The sequence below is a fragment of the Kingella kingae genome (assembly GCF_900475905.1).
Lineage (GTDB): Bacteria > Pseudomonadota > Gammaproteobacteria > Burkholderiales > Neisseriaceae > Kingella > Kingella kingae.
The window spans coordinates 353,634-367,681 of the sequence record NZ_LS483426.1; the positions used below are offsets into that span (position 1 = coordinate 353,634).

The following is a 14,048-nucleotide window of genomic DNA, read 5'->3' on the forward strand; positions in this document are numbered from 1 at the left end:
ATTATTTTTTACCAGCAATAGCTTTGCGTGGACCTTTGCGAGTACGCGCATTAGTGCGAGTACGCTGACCGCGACAAGGCAAACCACGACGATGACGGAAACCGCGGTAGCAGCCCATATCAATCAAGCGTTTGATGTTCATTGTAACTTCACGACGCAAATCGCCTTCTACTTCGTATTTAGCAACTTGTTCACGCAAAGCATCTAATTGAGACTCATCTAAATCTTTTACTTTAGTGGTTGGTGCAATACCAGCCGATTCGCAAATATTTTTAGCACGAGTCGCGCCAATACCATAAATAGCTTGCAAGCCAATTACGATATGGGCGTTATGGGGGATATTCACCCCTGCAATACGAGCCATATTTTTTCCTTAGGGCAAAAGTTTGTGACTATACCACAACTTTCCAAACTCAGTAATAAAAATTTAGCGGTTCCATATCGAAAGCAGCCTGCATGTTGCATACAAGCTACTTTATATATCGACTACTAATTAATCATTACCCTTGGCGTTGTTTGTGGCGAGGGTCAGTACAAATTACACGCACTACGCGGTTACGACGAATAACTTTGCAGTTGCGGCAAATTGGTTTTACTGAAGGTTGTACACGCATGATTACTTCCTTGTAACAACGAGTTTATCGGGCTCGGAATACGATACGAGCGCGGGTTAAATCATAAGGCGTCATTTCAACAGTTACTTTGTCACCTGGTGAGATGCGGATATAGTGCATACGCATCTTGCCTGAAATATGACCCAACACTTCGTGTCCGTTTTCGAGTTTTACTTTAAATGTTGCATTCGGCAAAGTTTCTAAAATTTCGCCTTGCATTTGTATGGTATCTTCTTTAGCCATAATAATGATGCCACCTTATTTTTTGGCCGAATGATGCTCAATTAAATGTTCATATTGTTGAGCCACTAGATAAGATGTAAGTTGAGTATTAAAATCCATTGTTACTACAACCAAAATCAGCAATGATGTTCCACCTAAATAAAATGGAATTCCTGCAAAGGCCGTTAACAACTCAGGAATCAAACAAATAACGGTAATGTATAACGCGCCAAAAAAAGTGAGGCGCAATACAACATTTTCTAAATACTGGGCAGTTTGTTCGCCTGGACGAATGCCTGGTACAAACGCACCACTTTTCTTCAAATTTTCCGCCATTTCTTTGGGACTAAATGCCAACGCCGTATAAAAATAGCAAAAGAAAATAATCGTTATTGCAAATAACACAATATATGCAGGCTGTCCATGTTGCAATGCTGTCAATATTTTTGCAAACCAGCTATTTGGATTATCTGTTCCAAACCAACTAGCAAACATGGACGGAAACATAATAATACTAGATGCAAAAATCGGTGGAATTACGCCTGCCATGTTCAGTTTAAAAGGCATATGTGTATTTTGAGAATCCAATCCACCAAATTGGCGTTTAGCGTAATGAATCGGAATCTTGCGTTGCGCACTTTCAAAATACACAACTGCATAAGTCATACCCAATAAACCTAAAACAATTCCAACAGCGGTCAAAGGCATGCCACTAGAAGTAGCCAAAGTCCAAAGTTGAATTGCTCCTGATGGCACTCCTGCAATAATACCAGCAGTAATCAACAAGGAAATACCATTACCCAAACCACGTTCTGTAATCTGTTCGCCTAACCACATCAAAAACATGGTTCCACCCACCAAACAACTAATGGTAGAAATGTAAAATTCCATTGCTGGAATCACCACGACATTTTGTTGCAAGACAAACTTAGCCACACCAATACTTTGAGCAGTAGCCAAAAATACAGTACCGATACGGGTATATTTTGTAATGATTTTGCGTCCTGCATCACCTTCTTTTTTCAAAGCTTTGAGCGATGGAACGATTTCGCCTGCCAACTGCATAATAATAGAGGCAGAAATGTAGGGCATGATACCGATAGCAAAAATACTAAAACGTTCAAGGGAGCCACCTGAAAACATGTTCAACATGCCCAAGATGCCACTCCCTGCAACGTTTTGGTACAATTTAGCTAGAGCGGCTGCATCTACACCTGGAACAGGAACGTGCGCACCGATGCGAAATACAATCAGCGCACCCAACAAAAATAGGACACGCTTCCGTAAATCGGGATTATGCCACAGACTTGTTTTTCCTGATGAAGATAGTTGATTAGCCACTATTGTCGCCTTATTCTTCTACTTTGCCACCAGCAGCTTCAATCGCAGCTTTCGCACCTTGAGTTGCTTTGATACCTTTCAAAGTAACTGCTTTTTTCAGGCTGCCTGAAGCGATTACTTTAACCACTTCAGCATTGGCTGCAATTAAACCAGCTTGTTTCAAAGTCAATACATCGATTTCTTCAACTGCTACGGCATTCAATTCACTCAAAGTAACTTGTGCATTGAATTTAGCTGTCAAAGATTTAAAGCCACGTTTAGGTAAACGGCGTTGCAAAGGCATTTGACCGCCTTCAAAGCCTACTTTATGGTAGCCGCCCGTACGGCTTTTTTGACCTTTGTGACCACGACCACCAGTTTTACCCAAACCACTACCGATACCACGGCCAACACGGCGTTGAGCGTGCGTAGCACCTTCAGCTGGCTGAATAGTGTTCAAAAACATATTAATACTCCACTTTCAACAAGTAGCTGATTTTGTTAATCATGCCACGGTTTGCAGGGGTGTCCAATACTTCAACAGTATGCTCACGACGACGCAAGCCTAAACCACGCGCACAAGCACGATGTGATTCAATGGTACCGATTAAACTTTTTGCCAAAGTTACTTTAATCTTTTTTTGCTCAGTCATTGTTCGCTCCCAAAATTTCTTCTACGGTCAAGCCACGTTTTGCAGCGATTTCCGCAGGAGTGTACAATTTTGACAAACCGTCTAAAGTTGCACGAACGATGTTGTAAGGATTGGTTGAACCGTGTACTTTTGCAGAAATATTGTGAACACCCAACGCATCAAATACTAAACGCATTGGACCACCCGCTTTCACACCGCTACCTTCTTTTGCAGGCTGCATGAATACGCGAGTTGCGCCATGTTTACCAATTACTTCGTGATGAATCGTACCATTTTTCAAAGGTACTTTAATCATATTGCGACGTGCTTGGTCCATTGCTTTTTGTACGGCTACAGGTACTTCACGAGACTTACCTTTACCCATACCAATGCGACCATCGCCATCACCTACTACAGTCAAAGCCGAGAACGCCATAATGCGACCGCCTTTAACCACTTTGGTTACGCGGTTTACGGCAACCATCTTTTCAATCAAGCCGTCGCCACGTTCTTCTGTTTCATGTTTTGCCATTTTGGTCTCCAAAATCTTTCTTAGAAGCTCAAGCCGTTTTCACGAGCAGCTTCAGCCAAAGCCTTCACGCGACCGTGATATTGAAAACCTGAACGGTCAAAAGCCACTTTTTCAATACCAGCAGCTTTAGCTTTTTCTGCGATGCGTTTACCTACCACAGTTGCTGCTTCAACGTTGCCACCTGATTTCAGGCTGCCACGAACTTCAGCTTCCACAGTAGAGGCAGCAGCCAATACTTTATCGCCTTCGGCACTGATAATTTGAGCATAAATATGGCTGTTAGTACGGAATACGCACAAACGCACCATTTTCAAATCTGCGATACGCGCACGGGTTTTGCGTGCACGGCGCAATCTTGCGATTTTTTTATTCATGGTTACAGCCTCAATTATTTCTTCTTAGCTTCTTTCATGATTACGTTTTCGCCAACATAGCGAACACCTTTACCTTTGTAAGGCTCAGGTAGACGGTAACCACGAATTTCAGCAGCAGCTTGACCGACAGCTTGTTTATCAGCACCAGTCAAAATGATTTCTGTTTGAGAAGGTGTTGCTACGCTCACGCCTTCAGGCATTTCGTATACAACAGGGTGAGAGAAACCTAAAGACAAGTTCAAAGTTTTACCTTGAGCTTGAGCGCGATAACCCACGCCAATCAATTGTAATTTTTTCTCAAAACCTTCTGATACGCCTTTAACCATGTTAGCAACCAATGCACGCACTGTACCAGACATCGCATTAGCATGTTTGCTTTCATCAGCAGGTGCAAAAGTTAATTGACCATCGTTCAATTCAACTTTTACTGCACCAGTCAAAGGCAGAGACAACGCACCATTTTTACCTTTTACGGTTAATGCGTCTGTTCCGAAGTTTACTTCTACGCCAGCAGGAACAGTTACTGGATTTTTCGCTACGCGAGACATCTTAAAACTCTCCCTAATTAGGCTACGATACACAACAACTCGCCACCGATACCAGCTGCGCGTGCTTTGCGGTCAGTCATCACACCTTTAGAAGTGCTTACAATCGCTACACCCAAACCATTCATCACAGCAGGGATTTCGTCAGAGCCTTTGTAAACACGCAAACCTGGGCGTGAAACACGTTTAATCTGTTCAATAACAGGGCGACCTGAATAGTATTTCAAAGTGATAGACAATTCAGGTTTCACATCAGTAGATACAGCAAAATCTTCGATATAACCCTCTTCTTTCAAAACTTTCGCAATCGCGCATTTTAATTTTGAAGAAGGCATCGCTACAGCCACTTTATTAGAGCGTTGTGCGTTACGGATACGGGTCAACATATCGGAAATAGGATCATGCATACTCATTTTTTATACTCCTATTACCAAGAGGCTTTAATAACACCCGGAATTGCGCCACGCATAGCGATTTCACGGATTTTGATACGACCCAAACCGAATTTGCGGAACACACCACGTGGGCGACCAGTGATAGCACAACGACGACGTTGGCGAACTGGAGCAGCATTACGGGGAATCGATTGGAATTTCAGACGAGCTTCGAAACGCTCTTCATCTGTCGCGTTCGCATCATTGATGACTGCAAAAATAGCTGCGCGTTTTGCAGCATATTTTTTAGCCAAAGCAACACGCTTTGCTTCACGATTAATAAGTGCTTTCTTAGCCATGATTAACCTTTAAATGGGAATTTAAACAATGACAACAAAGCTTTCGCTTCTTCGTCAGTTTTCGCAGTAGTGGTAATCGTGATATTCAAACCGCGCAATGCGTCGATTTTATCGTATTCAATTTCAGGGAAAATGATTTGTTCACGAACACCCATGTTGTAGTTACCGCTGCCGTCAAATGATTTGCCGCTCACACCACGGAAGTCGCGTACGCGAGGCAATGCGATGGTTACTAAACGGTCTAAAAATTCAAACATGCGTTCACGGCGCAAAGTTACTTTGCAACCTACTGGATAGTTATCACGGATTTTGAAGCCCGCGATAGATTTACGCGCAACGGTAACAACTGGCTTTTGACCAGCGATTTTTTGCAAATCGCCAACAGCGTGTTCCATTACTTTTTTATCTGCAACTGCTTCGCCCACACCCATATTCAAAGTAATTTTTTCAATGCGTGGAACTTCCATGATTGATTTGTAACCGAATTGTTTCATCAATTCAGGTACAACTGTGTTTTTATAGTAGTCTTGTAAACGTGCCATTTATTATGCTCCACGAGTTACAGCAGGAACTTCTGCACCGTTTGATTTGAATACGCGAACACGTTTTACTTTACCTTCGCCTTCAACCAACTTGATGCCAACACGGTCTGCTTTTTTCGTTTCAGGATTGAAGATAGCCACGTTTGAAATTGCCAATGGCATTTCTTTAACAATGATACCACCTTCAACACCGCGCATAGGATTAGGTTTTTGGTGGCGTTTAACTACGTTAATGCCTTCAACAATTACTTTATCGCCCAACACGCGAACCACTTGACCTTGTTTGCCTTTGTCTTTACCAGTAATGACAACGACTTGGTCGCCTTTAATAATTTTGTTCATTGTAAACCTTCCTATACCTTATAGCACTTCGGGTGCCAATGAAACAATTTTCATAAAACGTTCAGTACGCAATTCGCGCGTTACTGGACCGAAAATACGAGTACCCATAGGCTCAAGTTTGTTATTCAACAATACGGCTGCGTTGTTATCAAACTTAATCAGTGCGCCATCAGGACGACGAATGCCTTTTGCAGTACGAACCACAACAGCATTGTAAACATCACCCTTTTTAACGCGCCCACGAGGTGCAGCGTCTTTTACTGCAACTTTAATGATGTCGCCCACGTTTGCGTAGCGACGCTTAGAGCCACCAATTACTTTGATACACATCACGCGACGCGCACCAGAGTTATCAGCCACATCTAAGATGGTCTGCATTTGAATCATGTTAATAACCTTAAAAAAATCCAACTTAATTTACCACTTTCAGTCTGCCCGATACATCTGCTTTGAGATTCGAACTAGGCTGAAACCTAATCGGTTCTAGTAAACCAGTCTTGGCCCCGAAGGGAAGATGCCCTGGAAAAGAGCTGAAAGAAGCAGGAATTCTACTGTAAATATTTCATATTTGCAAGCACTAAAGCAGCCTGAAAATATAAAAACGAAGCTATTGTTTCAATAACTTCGTTTTTTAACATCAGCTGTATTACACAGTGCGAGCTTTTTCTACCAACTCTTTAACCACCCAAGATTTGGTTTTAGACAATGGGCGAGATTCTTCAATCACCACCACGTCGCCAATACCATATTGGTTTTGCTCATCATGAGCGTGGATTTTAGTAGAACGGCGAACAATTTTACCGTACAAAGGGTGTTTCACTTTGCGTTCAACCAAAACGGTTACGGTTTTGTCCATTTTATCGCTAACTACTTTGCCTTGCAAAGTACGAACGGTTTTCTCAGTGCTCATTACTTATTACCTTTTTCAGCGATGACAGTTTTTACACGAGCAATATCGCGGCGCACTTGCTTAATCTCGCTGGTTTTACCCAACTGACCAGTAGCGTGCTGCATACGCAGACCGAATTGTTGTTTCAGCAAATCAACCAAAACTTCATTCAGTTGCTCTACTGGTTTTTCTTTCAATTCATTGGCTTTCATTATTTACCCACCTGTCTTGTTACAAATGTGGTTGCAATCGGCAACTTCGCAGCAGCCAAAGCAAACGCTTCACGCGCCAAAGACTCTGCTACGCCGTCCATTTCATACAACACTTTACCAGGTTGAATTTCAGCAACGTAGTATTCTACCGAACCTTTACCGCCACCCATACGAACTTGGATAGGTTTAGCAGTGATTGGTTTATCAGGAAATACGCGAATCCAAATACGACCACCACGTTTAATGTGGCGAGTCATGGCACGACGTGCTGCCTCAATTTGACGAGCAGTCAAACGACCACGAGCCACAGCTTTCAAACCAAAATCGCCAAAACTAACAGTGTTACCACGAGTAGCAACGCCTGTATTGCGACCTTTGTGCTGTTTACGGTATTTCAGTCTAGTTGGTTGCAGCATTTCGACCACCCTTTCTGTTATTGCGACGGTTTTCGCGTTCAGGTTGAGCTTGAACTTGACCCATTTCGCCTTTGTAAACCCACACTTTTAAGCCGATGATACCGTAAGTAGTCAAGGCTTCGCTGGTAGCATAATCTACATCAGCACGCAAAGTGTGCAAAGGTACTCGACCTTCACGATACCATTCGCTACGCGCAATATCCGCACCATTCAAACGACCAGAAGTCATGATTTTGATGCCTTTTGCGCCAGCGCGCATTGCGTTTTGCATAGCGCGTTTCATAGCACGGCGGAATTGAACACGTTTTTCTAATTGTTGTGCGATACCGTCAGCAATCAGTTGAGCGTCCAATTCAGGTTTACGGATTTCTTCAATGTTTACGTGAACCGCAACACCCAGCAATTTTTCCAAATCGCGTTTCAACACTTCAATGTCTGCGCCTTTTTGACCAATCACCACACCAGGGCGAGCCGTGTGAATGGTGATGCGAGCAGATTTTGCAGGGCGTTCAATCACAACGCGACCAACAGAAGCATTAGCCAAGCGTTTTTCTAAATATTCACGAACATCAATGTCTTGTTTCAAAACAGCGGCAAACTCGGTGCTTTTTGCAAACCATTTTGAAGACCAGTCTTTATTGACAGCCAGTCGGAAACCAACTGGATGGATTTTTTGTCCCATGGTTATTCCTTAGTTGCCTACTACCACGTTGATGTGGCAAGTTTGTTTTTCAATGCGGTTACCGCGACCTTTTGCACGAGCTTGGAAGCGTTTCAGGCTAGGACCTTTATCCACGAAAATCATTACGACTTTCAACTCATCAATGTCAGCACCGTTATTGTGCTCAGCATTGGCAATAGCAGATTCCAAAACTTTCTTAATCAATTCCGCGCCTTTTTTAGGGCTGAATGCCAAGATGTTCAGGGCTTGGGCAACGTCTTTACCACGAATCATGTCTGCTACCAAGCGAGCTTTTTGAGCAGAGATGCGTGCGTTGTTATGTTGTGCAGATACTCTCATGTTTCACCTTATTTTTTCTTAGCTTTTTTATCAGCTAAATGACCTTTAAAGGTACGAGTCAATGAGAATTCACCCAATTTATGACCAACCATGTTGTCACTGATGAATACAGGTACGTGTGTACGACCATTGTGAACGGCGATAGTCAAACCGATAAAATCAGGCAAAATAGTAGAACGACGAGACCATGTTTTGATTGGACGTTTGTCGTTAGTGGCACGAGCTGTATCCACTTTTTTCAGCAAATGCAGGTCAACGTATGGACCTTTTTTCAATGAACGAGCCATGTCAATTAACCTTTATTAGAGTAACGACGACGGACAATCATATTGTCCGTACGTTTGTTATTACGTGTACGGTAACCTTTAGCAGGTGTACCCCATGGGCTAACTGGTTCGCGAGCTTCGCCAGTACGACCTTCACCACCACCATGTGGGTGATCTACAGGGTTCATTACCACACCGCGTACTGTTGGACGAATACCACGCCAACGGTTCGCACCTGCTTTACCAATTTTCTTCAGGCTTTGTTCTTCGTTGCCCACTTCACCGATAGTTGCACGGCAATCAACGTGGATGCGACGAACTTCACCAGAACGCAAACGAACTTGCGCGTAGATACCTTCTTTTGCCAACAATACAGCGGAAGCACCAGCAGAACGTGCAATTTGCGCACCTTTACCAGGTTTCATTTCGATACAGTGAATAGTTGTACCAACTGGGATATTGCGGATAGGCAAAGTGTTACCTACTTTAATCGCTGCTTCAGAACCTGACACCAATACCGCACCAGCTTGAATGCCACGTGGAGCAATGATGTAACGACGTTCACCGTCAGCGTAGCACAACAAGGCGATGTGCGCAGTACGGTTTGGGTCGTATTCAATGCGTTCTACTTTTGCAGGAATACCGTCTTTGTTACGTTTAAAGTCTACAATACGGTAGTGGTGTTTATGACCACCGCCTTTGTGGCGAGTAGTGATATGACCGTTGTTGTTACGACCAGCAGTCGAATTTTTCTTTTCCAACAAAGGAGCATAAGCCGCGCCTTTGTACAAACCTTCTGTTACGACGCGAACCATGCCGCGACGACCAGCAGAGGTCGGTTTCATTTTTACGATAGCCATGCTTATTCCTTATCTGCAGCGGCTGCAGCTGCTTCCAAATCAAGCTCTTGACCAGCAACTAAGCTTACATAAGCTTTTTTCACATCGCTGCGACGACCCAAAGTACGACCAAAGCGTTTAGTTTTACCTTTAGTAGTAGTAGTCGTAACAGAAGCAACTTGAACATTAAACAACAATTCTACTGCCGCTTTAATTTCAGTTTTAGTTGCATCTTTCAGCACTTTGAAAACCATTTGGTTGCGTTTTTCAGCCAGCATATTGCTTTTTTCTGAAACAACAGGTGCCAAAATCACTTTCATCAAACGTTCTTGATTCATACCCATTGCTCCTCTAACTGTGCAACTGCATCTTTAGTCAGCACAACTTTTTTGTAGCGCAACAAGCTGTAAGGGTCAGCTTGAGTAGCTTCCAATACCAATACGTTTGGCAAGTTGCGTGAAGACAAGTATACGTTTTCGTCTAATTGTTTAGTTACAAACAACACTTGTTCCATACCCAAATTTTTCACTTGGTCAGCAAATTCTTTGGTTTTAGGAGTAGCTGCAGACAAATTCTCGATTACGAACAGACGTTCATCACGAACCAATTGAGACAAAATTGTAGCCATACCAGCACGGTACATTTTACGGTTCATTTTTTGAGTGAAGTTTTCGTCAGGTTTGTTCGGGAATGCGCGACCACCTTTACGCCACAATGGAGACGAAGTCATACCAGAACGCGCACGACCTGTACCTTTTTGACGCCAAGGTTTTTTAGTTGAGTGTTTCACTTCAGCACGAGTTTTTTGAGCGCGATTGCCTGAACGGGCATTTGCTAAATAAGCCGTAACTAATTGGTGAACCAGAGCTTCGTTGTACTCACGAGCAAACAAGGCATCAGAACCAGCAACGCTGCCTGAAACTTGACCTTGTGCATTAATCAGTTTCAATTCCATTACGCACCTACTTTCTTAACGCTGTGGCGAATAACTACATCGCTGTTTACAGCACCAGGAACAGCACCTTTAACCAACAACAAGTTGCGCTCTACATCAACGCGGATAATTTCCAAATGTTGAACAGTAGATTGAGTATTGCCATACTGACCAGCCATGCGCTTACCAGGGAACACGCGACCAGGGTCTTGCGCCATACCGATAGAACCAGGAACACGGTGAGAACGTGAGTTACCATGAGAAGTACGTTGTGCGCCGAAGTTGTGGCGTTTAATCGTACCAGAGAAGCCTTTACCTTTGCTTGTACCAGTAACATCAACTAATTGACCTGCTTGAAACAATTCAACAGTAATGATGTCGCCAGCTTTCAACTCGGCAGCTTTTTCTTCAGAAACTGGAAATTCATGCAAACCACGACCCGCTTCTACACCCGCTTTTGCAAAGTGACCAGCTTGAGCTTTGTTTACATGTTTTGCTTTTTTCTGACCAAAGGTTACTTGAACAGCAGTATAGCCGTCAGCTTCTTTGGATTTTACTTGGGTAACGCGGTTAGCAGACATTTCCAACACAGTTACAGGAATAGAAGCACCCTGCTCTGTGAAAACACGAGTCATACCAACTTTGCGTCCAACCAGACCTAAAGTCATGATTATTTCCTTGTAATTTAAGGGATTACCTACGATTGGGCAATCTAAATGGACATAAAAAAGAGACTTGACATAAATGCCAAGTTCAAAACTATACCATATTTTCAAAAGAAATCAAGAAAAACTTTTATAGTGAATTAAATTTAGATTAGTACAGCGTTGCCAACTCCCTTATGTACTAGATGTACACGGCGGTCGTTGTCGCCCTGTCCTAATCTAAATTTAATCCACTATAATTTCAAACGCAAATATTGTTTAACCTAATTCTCAGGCAGCCTGAAAAATAAAAAACACCCTCCAATTAATCAATTGGAGGGTGTCTTATTTTCTAGCTATACAACTAAAAAATTATTTCACTTTGATTTCAACGTCCACGCCAGCAGGCAAGTCCAATTTCATCAAAGCATCAGTCGTTTTATCAGTCCAATCCACGATGTCCATCAAACGCAAATGCGTGCGGATTTCCAACTGTTCACGAGAAGTTTTGTTTACGTGTGGAGAACGCAAAATGTTGAAGCGTTCAATTTTAGTTGGCAATGGAATCGGACCTTTAACAACCGCGCCAGTGCGTTTAGCAGTCTCAACGATTTCTTGAGCTGAACGGTCAATCAAAGCGTAGTCGTATGCTTTCAAACGGATACGGATTTTTTGGTTAGCCATTATCTCAGTATCCTTGTATTAAGCAATCACGTTAGCCACAACGCCCGCACCAACGGTACGACCACCTTCACGAATCGCAAAACGCAAACCGTTTTCCATAGCGATAGGTGCAATCAACTCAACAGTGATTTTCACGTTTTCGCCTGGCATAACCATTTCCACACCCTCAGACAAAGTAACTGCACCAGTTACGTCAGTCGTACGGAAGTAGAATTGTGGGCGGTAGTTAGCGAAGAATGGCGTATGACGGCCACCTTCTTCTTTGCTCAACACATACACTTCAGCTTCAAATTTAGTGTGCGGAGTGATAGAACCTGGTTTAGCCAATACCTGACCACGTTCAACGTCTTCACGCTTCGTACCACGCAATAATACACCAACGTTATCACCAGCTTGACCTTCGTCCAACAATTTGCGGAACATTTCCACGCCAGTACAAGTGGTTTTTTGCGTGTCTTTCAAACCAACGATTTCAATCTCTTCGCCTACTTTGATGATACCGCGCTCTACACGACCAGTAACTACTGTACCACGACCAGAGATAGAGAATACATCTTCGATTGGCAACAAGAATGGTTTATCAACAGCACGTTCTGGAGTAGGAATGTAGCTATCCAAAGCAGCAGCCAATTCAAAGATTTTTTCTTTGTATGCAGCGTCGCCTTCCAATGCGCGCAATGCAGAACCTTGAACGATTGGGCAATCGTCGCCTGGAAAATCGTAGCTAGACAACAAGTCACGGATTTCCATTTCAACCAATTCCAACAACTCAGCATCATCGACCATGTCGCATTTGTTCATGAATACGATGATATAAGGTACACCTACTTGGCGAGCCAACAAGATGTGTTCGCGAGTTTGTGGCATAGGACCGTCAGCTGCTGAACATACCAAGATTGCGCCGTCCATTTGTGCCGCACCAGTAATCATGTTTTTCACATAGTCCGCGTGACCTGGGCAGTCTACGTGTGCGTAGTGGCGAGTTTCAGTTTCGTATTCAACGTGAGCAGTGTTAATGGTAATACCGCGAGCTTTTTCTTCTGGAGCTGCGTCAATTTGGTCGTAGGCTTTTGCAGTACCGCCAAAGCGTTCAGCCAAAATAGTTGTCAAAGCCGCAGTCAAAGTGGTTTTACCATGGTCAACGTGACCGATTGTACCTACGTTTACGTGCGGTTTCGTGCGTTCAAATTTTTCCTTAGCCATGAGCTAAATTCCTTGTATAAAGAGCGATTAAAAAACGTGCGCAGCGTGTGCCACAACACAAAAACAGGGCGGCGCATAGACACCACCCGAAAAAGAAAACGAAATTATGGGGGATTTTAATAAAAAAATCAAGCGGATTTTGGTTTCAAGCTGCCTGAAAATTTACAAATCATTATTTGGCTGTACGCTACAATAGCTTGGGTGTAGTATCTCTCTTAATCTAAATTATTTGGAATATTATGATGAAAACTAAATTACTAAAATTATCTTCTTTGTGTTTAGTTGCTGTGATTGGCTTAAATGGTTGCAGTGCATATGAAAAAGTAAATGATGCTGTGGATAATTTTACTAGCAATCCATTTGCTGCCGCATTGAGTGCTGTTACTGGCGGAAAACGCTCATTGCCAGAAGTATTCAAATGAAATTACAAAAATCGCTACTTAATCAAATTAGAAGGGCGCAATATTGCAGAATTGAAAGAACGTGGCGTCCCACTCAAACAAGGCTTAGAAAAAATAAATATTATTTATATATATGATGGTGCTTATTCTTGGGGCTATTAAGGAATATGTAGAATTGGGCGATGCCGTGCCTACTTTGCCAGCGCAATTTTAGAACAGCGATTGCAGATTTATTGGGAGAAACATCTATTTTCCTAGCCATGAACAAGCAAAGCGGTAACTGAGGCGTGGCAGTCAGTGGCAAATACGATACGATTGATACATCAATAACGAAAGCAATGGCTTCATGTGTGAGTAAAGATACAGGTTTACCCTTATCTCAATTAAAAACTGCGGAACAAATTGATGTCCATAATAAGAATTGTAAACTTGCTGCGGTTCAACCACCACGCTCACTGGCTCTGTTTCGCAACAAGTTAAGCAATGGGCAATATGAATTTCACGGCGCATTCAGTTATACCAATACTGTACCAAAAGGCGAATACAATAAGCAAGAATCCGATTGCAAAACCACAGGAACAGATTGCCGCCACATTAGAACCTTTACCCCGAAAGATGCAAGGTCTGTGTTTTAAACTATTTTCAGGCTGCCTTCTACCAAATAAGACAGCCTGAAAACGCAA

At 42.9% G+C, this 14,048-nt stretch carries 28 protein-coding genes; 2 read left to right on the top strand and 26 right to left on the bottom strand.

What is annotated here, in order from left to right; all coding sequences use genetic code 11:
* Position 1: 1 nt before the first annotated feature.
* The 26 genes from rpsM to tuf form a co-directional block, all read right to left on the bottom strand.
* Positions 2–364, bottom strand: coding sequence for a 30S ribosomal protein S13 (rpsM, locus tag DQN52_RS01915; RefSeq protein WP_003788577.1), 363 nt, complete (start codon positions 362–364; stop codon positions 2–4).
* A gap of 136 nt (positions 365–500) precedes the next feature.
* Positions 501–614: a 50S ribosomal protein L36 gene (gene rpmJ / locus DQN52_RS01920; RefSeq protein WP_002642304.1), complete on the bottom strand. Its 114-nt coding sequence runs from the start codon at positions 612–614 to the stop codon at positions 501–503.
* 24 nt (positions 615–638) lie between these two features.
* Positions 639–857, bottom strand: coding sequence for a translation initiation factor IF-1 (gene infA / locus DQN52_RS01925; RefSeq protein ID WP_003788578.1), 219 nt, complete (start codon positions 855–857; stop codon positions 639–641).
* A gap of 15 nt (positions 858–872) precedes the next feature.
* Positions 873–2,177 carry a preprotein translocase subunit SecY gene (secY, locus tag DQN52_RS01930; protein WP_003788580.1) on the bottom strand — a complete coding sequence of 435 codons (1,305 nt, stop codon included), beginning with the start codon at positions 2,175–2,177 and terminating at the stop codon, positions 873–875.
* Positions 2,178–2,187: 10 nt separating this feature from the next.
* On the bottom strand, positions 2,188–2,622 hold the full coding sequence (rplO, locus tag DQN52_RS01935; RefSeq protein WP_003788582.1) for a 50S ribosomal protein L15: 435 nt from the start codon (positions 2,620–2,622) through the stop codon (positions 2,188–2,190).
* Between the two features lies 1 nt (position 2,623).
* A complete protein-coding gene (gene rpmD / locus DQN52_RS01940) occupies positions 2,624–2,809 on the bottom strand; it encodes a 50S ribosomal protein L30 (RefSeq protein WP_003788583.1) in 186 nt (61 codons plus the stop codon).
* The gene (gene rpsE / locus DQN52_RS01945) at positions 2,802–3,320 is read right to left on the bottom strand and encodes a 30S ribosomal protein S5 (protein ID WP_003788587.1); all 519 of its coding nucleotides are present in this window, start codon (positions 3,318–3,320) and stop codon (positions 2,802–2,804) included. The genes rpmD and rpsE overlap by 8 nt, the downstream gene beginning before the upstream one ends.
* Positions 3,321–3,340: 20 nt before the next feature.
* Positions 3,341–3,694 (bottom strand): 50S ribosomal protein L18, encoded by a 354-nt coding sequence (gene rplR / locus DQN52_RS01950; protein ID WP_003788589.1) that lies wholly within the window; start codon positions 3,692–3,694, stop codon positions 3,341–3,343.
* Between the two features lie 14 nt (positions 3,695–3,708).
* Positions 3,709–4,242 (bottom strand): 50S ribosomal protein L6, encoded by a 534-nt coding sequence (gene rplF, locus DQN52_RS01955; RefSeq protein ID WP_003788591.1) that lies wholly within the window; start codon positions 4,240–4,242, stop codon positions 3,709–3,711.
* Positions 4,243–4,259: 17 nt separating this feature from the next.
* Positions 4,260–4,652, bottom strand: coding sequence for a 30S ribosomal protein S8 (gene rpsH / locus DQN52_RS01960; RefSeq protein WP_003788593.1), 393 nt, complete (start codon positions 4,650–4,652; stop codon positions 4,260–4,262).
* 14 nt (positions 4,653–4,666) lie between these two features.
* Complete coding sequence (gene rpsN, locus DQN52_RS01965; RefSeq protein ID WP_003788595.1) at positions 4,667–4,972, bottom strand: 30S ribosomal protein S14; 306 nt, start codon at positions 4,970–4,972, stop codon at positions 4,667–4,669.
* Between the two features lie 2 nt (positions 4,973–4,974).
* The gene (rplE, locus tag DQN52_RS01970) at positions 4,975–5,514 is read right to left on the bottom strand and encodes a 50S ribosomal protein L5 (RefSeq protein WP_002642314.1); all 540 of its coding nucleotides are present in this window, start codon (positions 5,512–5,514) and stop codon (positions 4,975–4,977) included.
* A gap of 3 nt (positions 5,515–5,517) precedes the next feature.
* The gene (rplX, locus tag DQN52_RS01975; RefSeq protein ID WP_003788597.1) at positions 5,518–5,856 is read right to left on the bottom strand and encodes a 50S ribosomal protein L24; all 339 of its coding nucleotides are present in this window, start codon (positions 5,854–5,856) and stop codon (positions 5,518–5,520) included.
* An 18-nt stretch (positions 5,857–5,874) separates the two neighbouring features.
* The gene (gene rplN / locus DQN52_RS01980) at positions 5,875–6,243 is read right to left on the bottom strand and encodes a 50S ribosomal protein L14 (RefSeq protein ID WP_002642316.1); all 369 of its coding nucleotides are present in this window, start codon (positions 6,241–6,243) and stop codon (positions 5,875–5,877) included.
* Positions 6,244–6,502: 259 nt separating this feature from the next.
* The gene (gene rpsQ, locus DQN52_RS01985; protein WP_003788600.1) at positions 6,503–6,766 is read right to left on the bottom strand and encodes a 30S ribosomal protein S17; all 264 of its coding nucleotides are present in this window, start codon (positions 6,764–6,766) and stop codon (positions 6,503–6,505) included.
* Complete coding sequence (gene rpmC, locus DQN52_RS01990) at positions 6,766–6,957, bottom strand: 50S ribosomal protein L29 (protein ID WP_003788603.1); 192 nt, start codon at positions 6,955–6,957, stop codon at positions 6,766–6,768. The genes rpsQ and rpmC overlap by 1 nt, the downstream gene beginning before the upstream one ends.
* Positions 6,957–7,373, bottom strand: coding sequence for a 50S ribosomal protein L16 (gene rplP, locus DQN52_RS01995; RefSeq protein ID WP_003788605.1), 417 nt, complete (start codon positions 7,371–7,373; stop codon positions 6,957–6,959). Before rplP ends, rpmC begins: the two co-directional genes overlap by 1 nt.
* The gene (rpsC, locus tag DQN52_RS02000) at positions 7,357–8,055 is read right to left on the bottom strand and encodes a 30S ribosomal protein S3 (RefSeq protein WP_003788607.1); all 699 of its coding nucleotides are present in this window, start codon (positions 8,053–8,055) and stop codon (positions 7,357–7,359) included. The genes rplP and rpsC overlap by 17 nt, the downstream gene beginning before the upstream one ends.
* Before the next feature lie 9 nt (positions 8,056–8,064).
* The gene (rplV, locus tag DQN52_RS02005) at positions 8,065–8,394 is read right to left on the bottom strand and encodes a 50S ribosomal protein L22 (protein WP_003788610.1); all 330 of its coding nucleotides are present in this window, start codon (positions 8,392–8,394) and stop codon (positions 8,065–8,067) included.
* A gap of 8 nt (positions 8,395–8,402) precedes the next feature.
* Positions 8,403–8,681: a 30S ribosomal protein S19 gene (gene rpsS / locus DQN52_RS02010; RefSeq protein ID WP_003788612.1), complete on the bottom strand. Its 279-nt coding sequence runs from the start codon at positions 8,679–8,681 to the stop codon at positions 8,403–8,405.
* A gap of 5 nt (positions 8,682–8,686) precedes the next feature.
* Positions 8,687–9,520 carry a 50S ribosomal protein L2 gene (gene rplB, locus DQN52_RS02015; protein WP_003788615.1) on the bottom strand — a complete coding sequence of 278 codons (834 nt, stop codon included), beginning with the start codon at positions 9,518–9,520 and terminating at the stop codon, positions 8,687–8,689.
* 2 nt (positions 9,521–9,522) lie between these two features.
* A complete protein-coding gene (gene rplW / locus DQN52_RS02020) occupies positions 9,523–9,837 on the bottom strand; it encodes a 50S ribosomal protein L23 (protein WP_019390278.1) in 315 nt (104 codons plus the stop codon).
* On the bottom strand, positions 9,834–10,454 hold the full coding sequence (gene rplD, locus DQN52_RS02025; protein ID WP_003788618.1) for a 50S ribosomal protein L4: 621 nt from the start codon (positions 10,452–10,454) through the stop codon (positions 9,834–9,836). Before rplD ends, rplW begins: the two co-directional genes overlap by 4 nt.
* The gene (gene rplC / locus DQN52_RS02030) at positions 10,454–11,101 is read right to left on the bottom strand and encodes a 50S ribosomal protein L3 (RefSeq protein ID WP_003791993.1); all 648 of its coding nucleotides are present in this window, start codon (positions 11,099–11,101) and stop codon (positions 10,454–10,456) included. Before rplC ends, rplD begins: the two co-directional genes overlap by 1 nt.
* A gap of 348 nt (positions 11,102–11,449) precedes the next feature.
* Positions 11,450–11,761 (bottom strand): 30S ribosomal protein S10, encoded by a 312-nt coding sequence (rpsJ, locus tag DQN52_RS02035; protein ID WP_003791995.1) that lies wholly within the window; start codon positions 11,759–11,761, stop codon positions 11,450–11,452.
* Between the two features lie 18 nt (positions 11,762–11,779).
* Positions 11,780–12,964: an elongation factor Tu gene (gene tuf, locus DQN52_RS02040; protein ID WP_038302692.1), complete on the bottom strand. Its 1,185-nt coding sequence runs from the start codon at positions 12,962–12,964 to the stop codon at positions 11,780–11,782.
* Between the two features lie 239 nt (positions 12,965–13,203).
* Here tuf and DQN52_RS02045 point away from each other — a divergent pair, with 239 nt between their 5' ends.
* Both DQN52_RS02045 and DQN52_RS10885 read left to right on the top strand, forming a co-directional pair.
* Positions 13,204–13,386: a hypothetical protein gene (locus DQN52_RS02045; protein WP_003788625.1), complete on the top strand. Its 183-nt coding sequence runs from the start codon at positions 13,204–13,206 to the stop codon at positions 13,384–13,386.
* A gap of 329 nt (positions 13,387–13,715) precedes the next feature.
* Positions 13,716–14,000 carry a hypothetical protein gene (locus tag DQN52_RS10885; protein WP_155114359.1) on the top strand — a complete coding sequence of 95 codons (285 nt, stop codon included), beginning with the start codon at positions 13,716–13,718 and terminating at the stop codon, positions 13,998–14,000.
* The last annotated feature ends 48 nt before the right edge of the window (positions 14,001–14,048 follow it).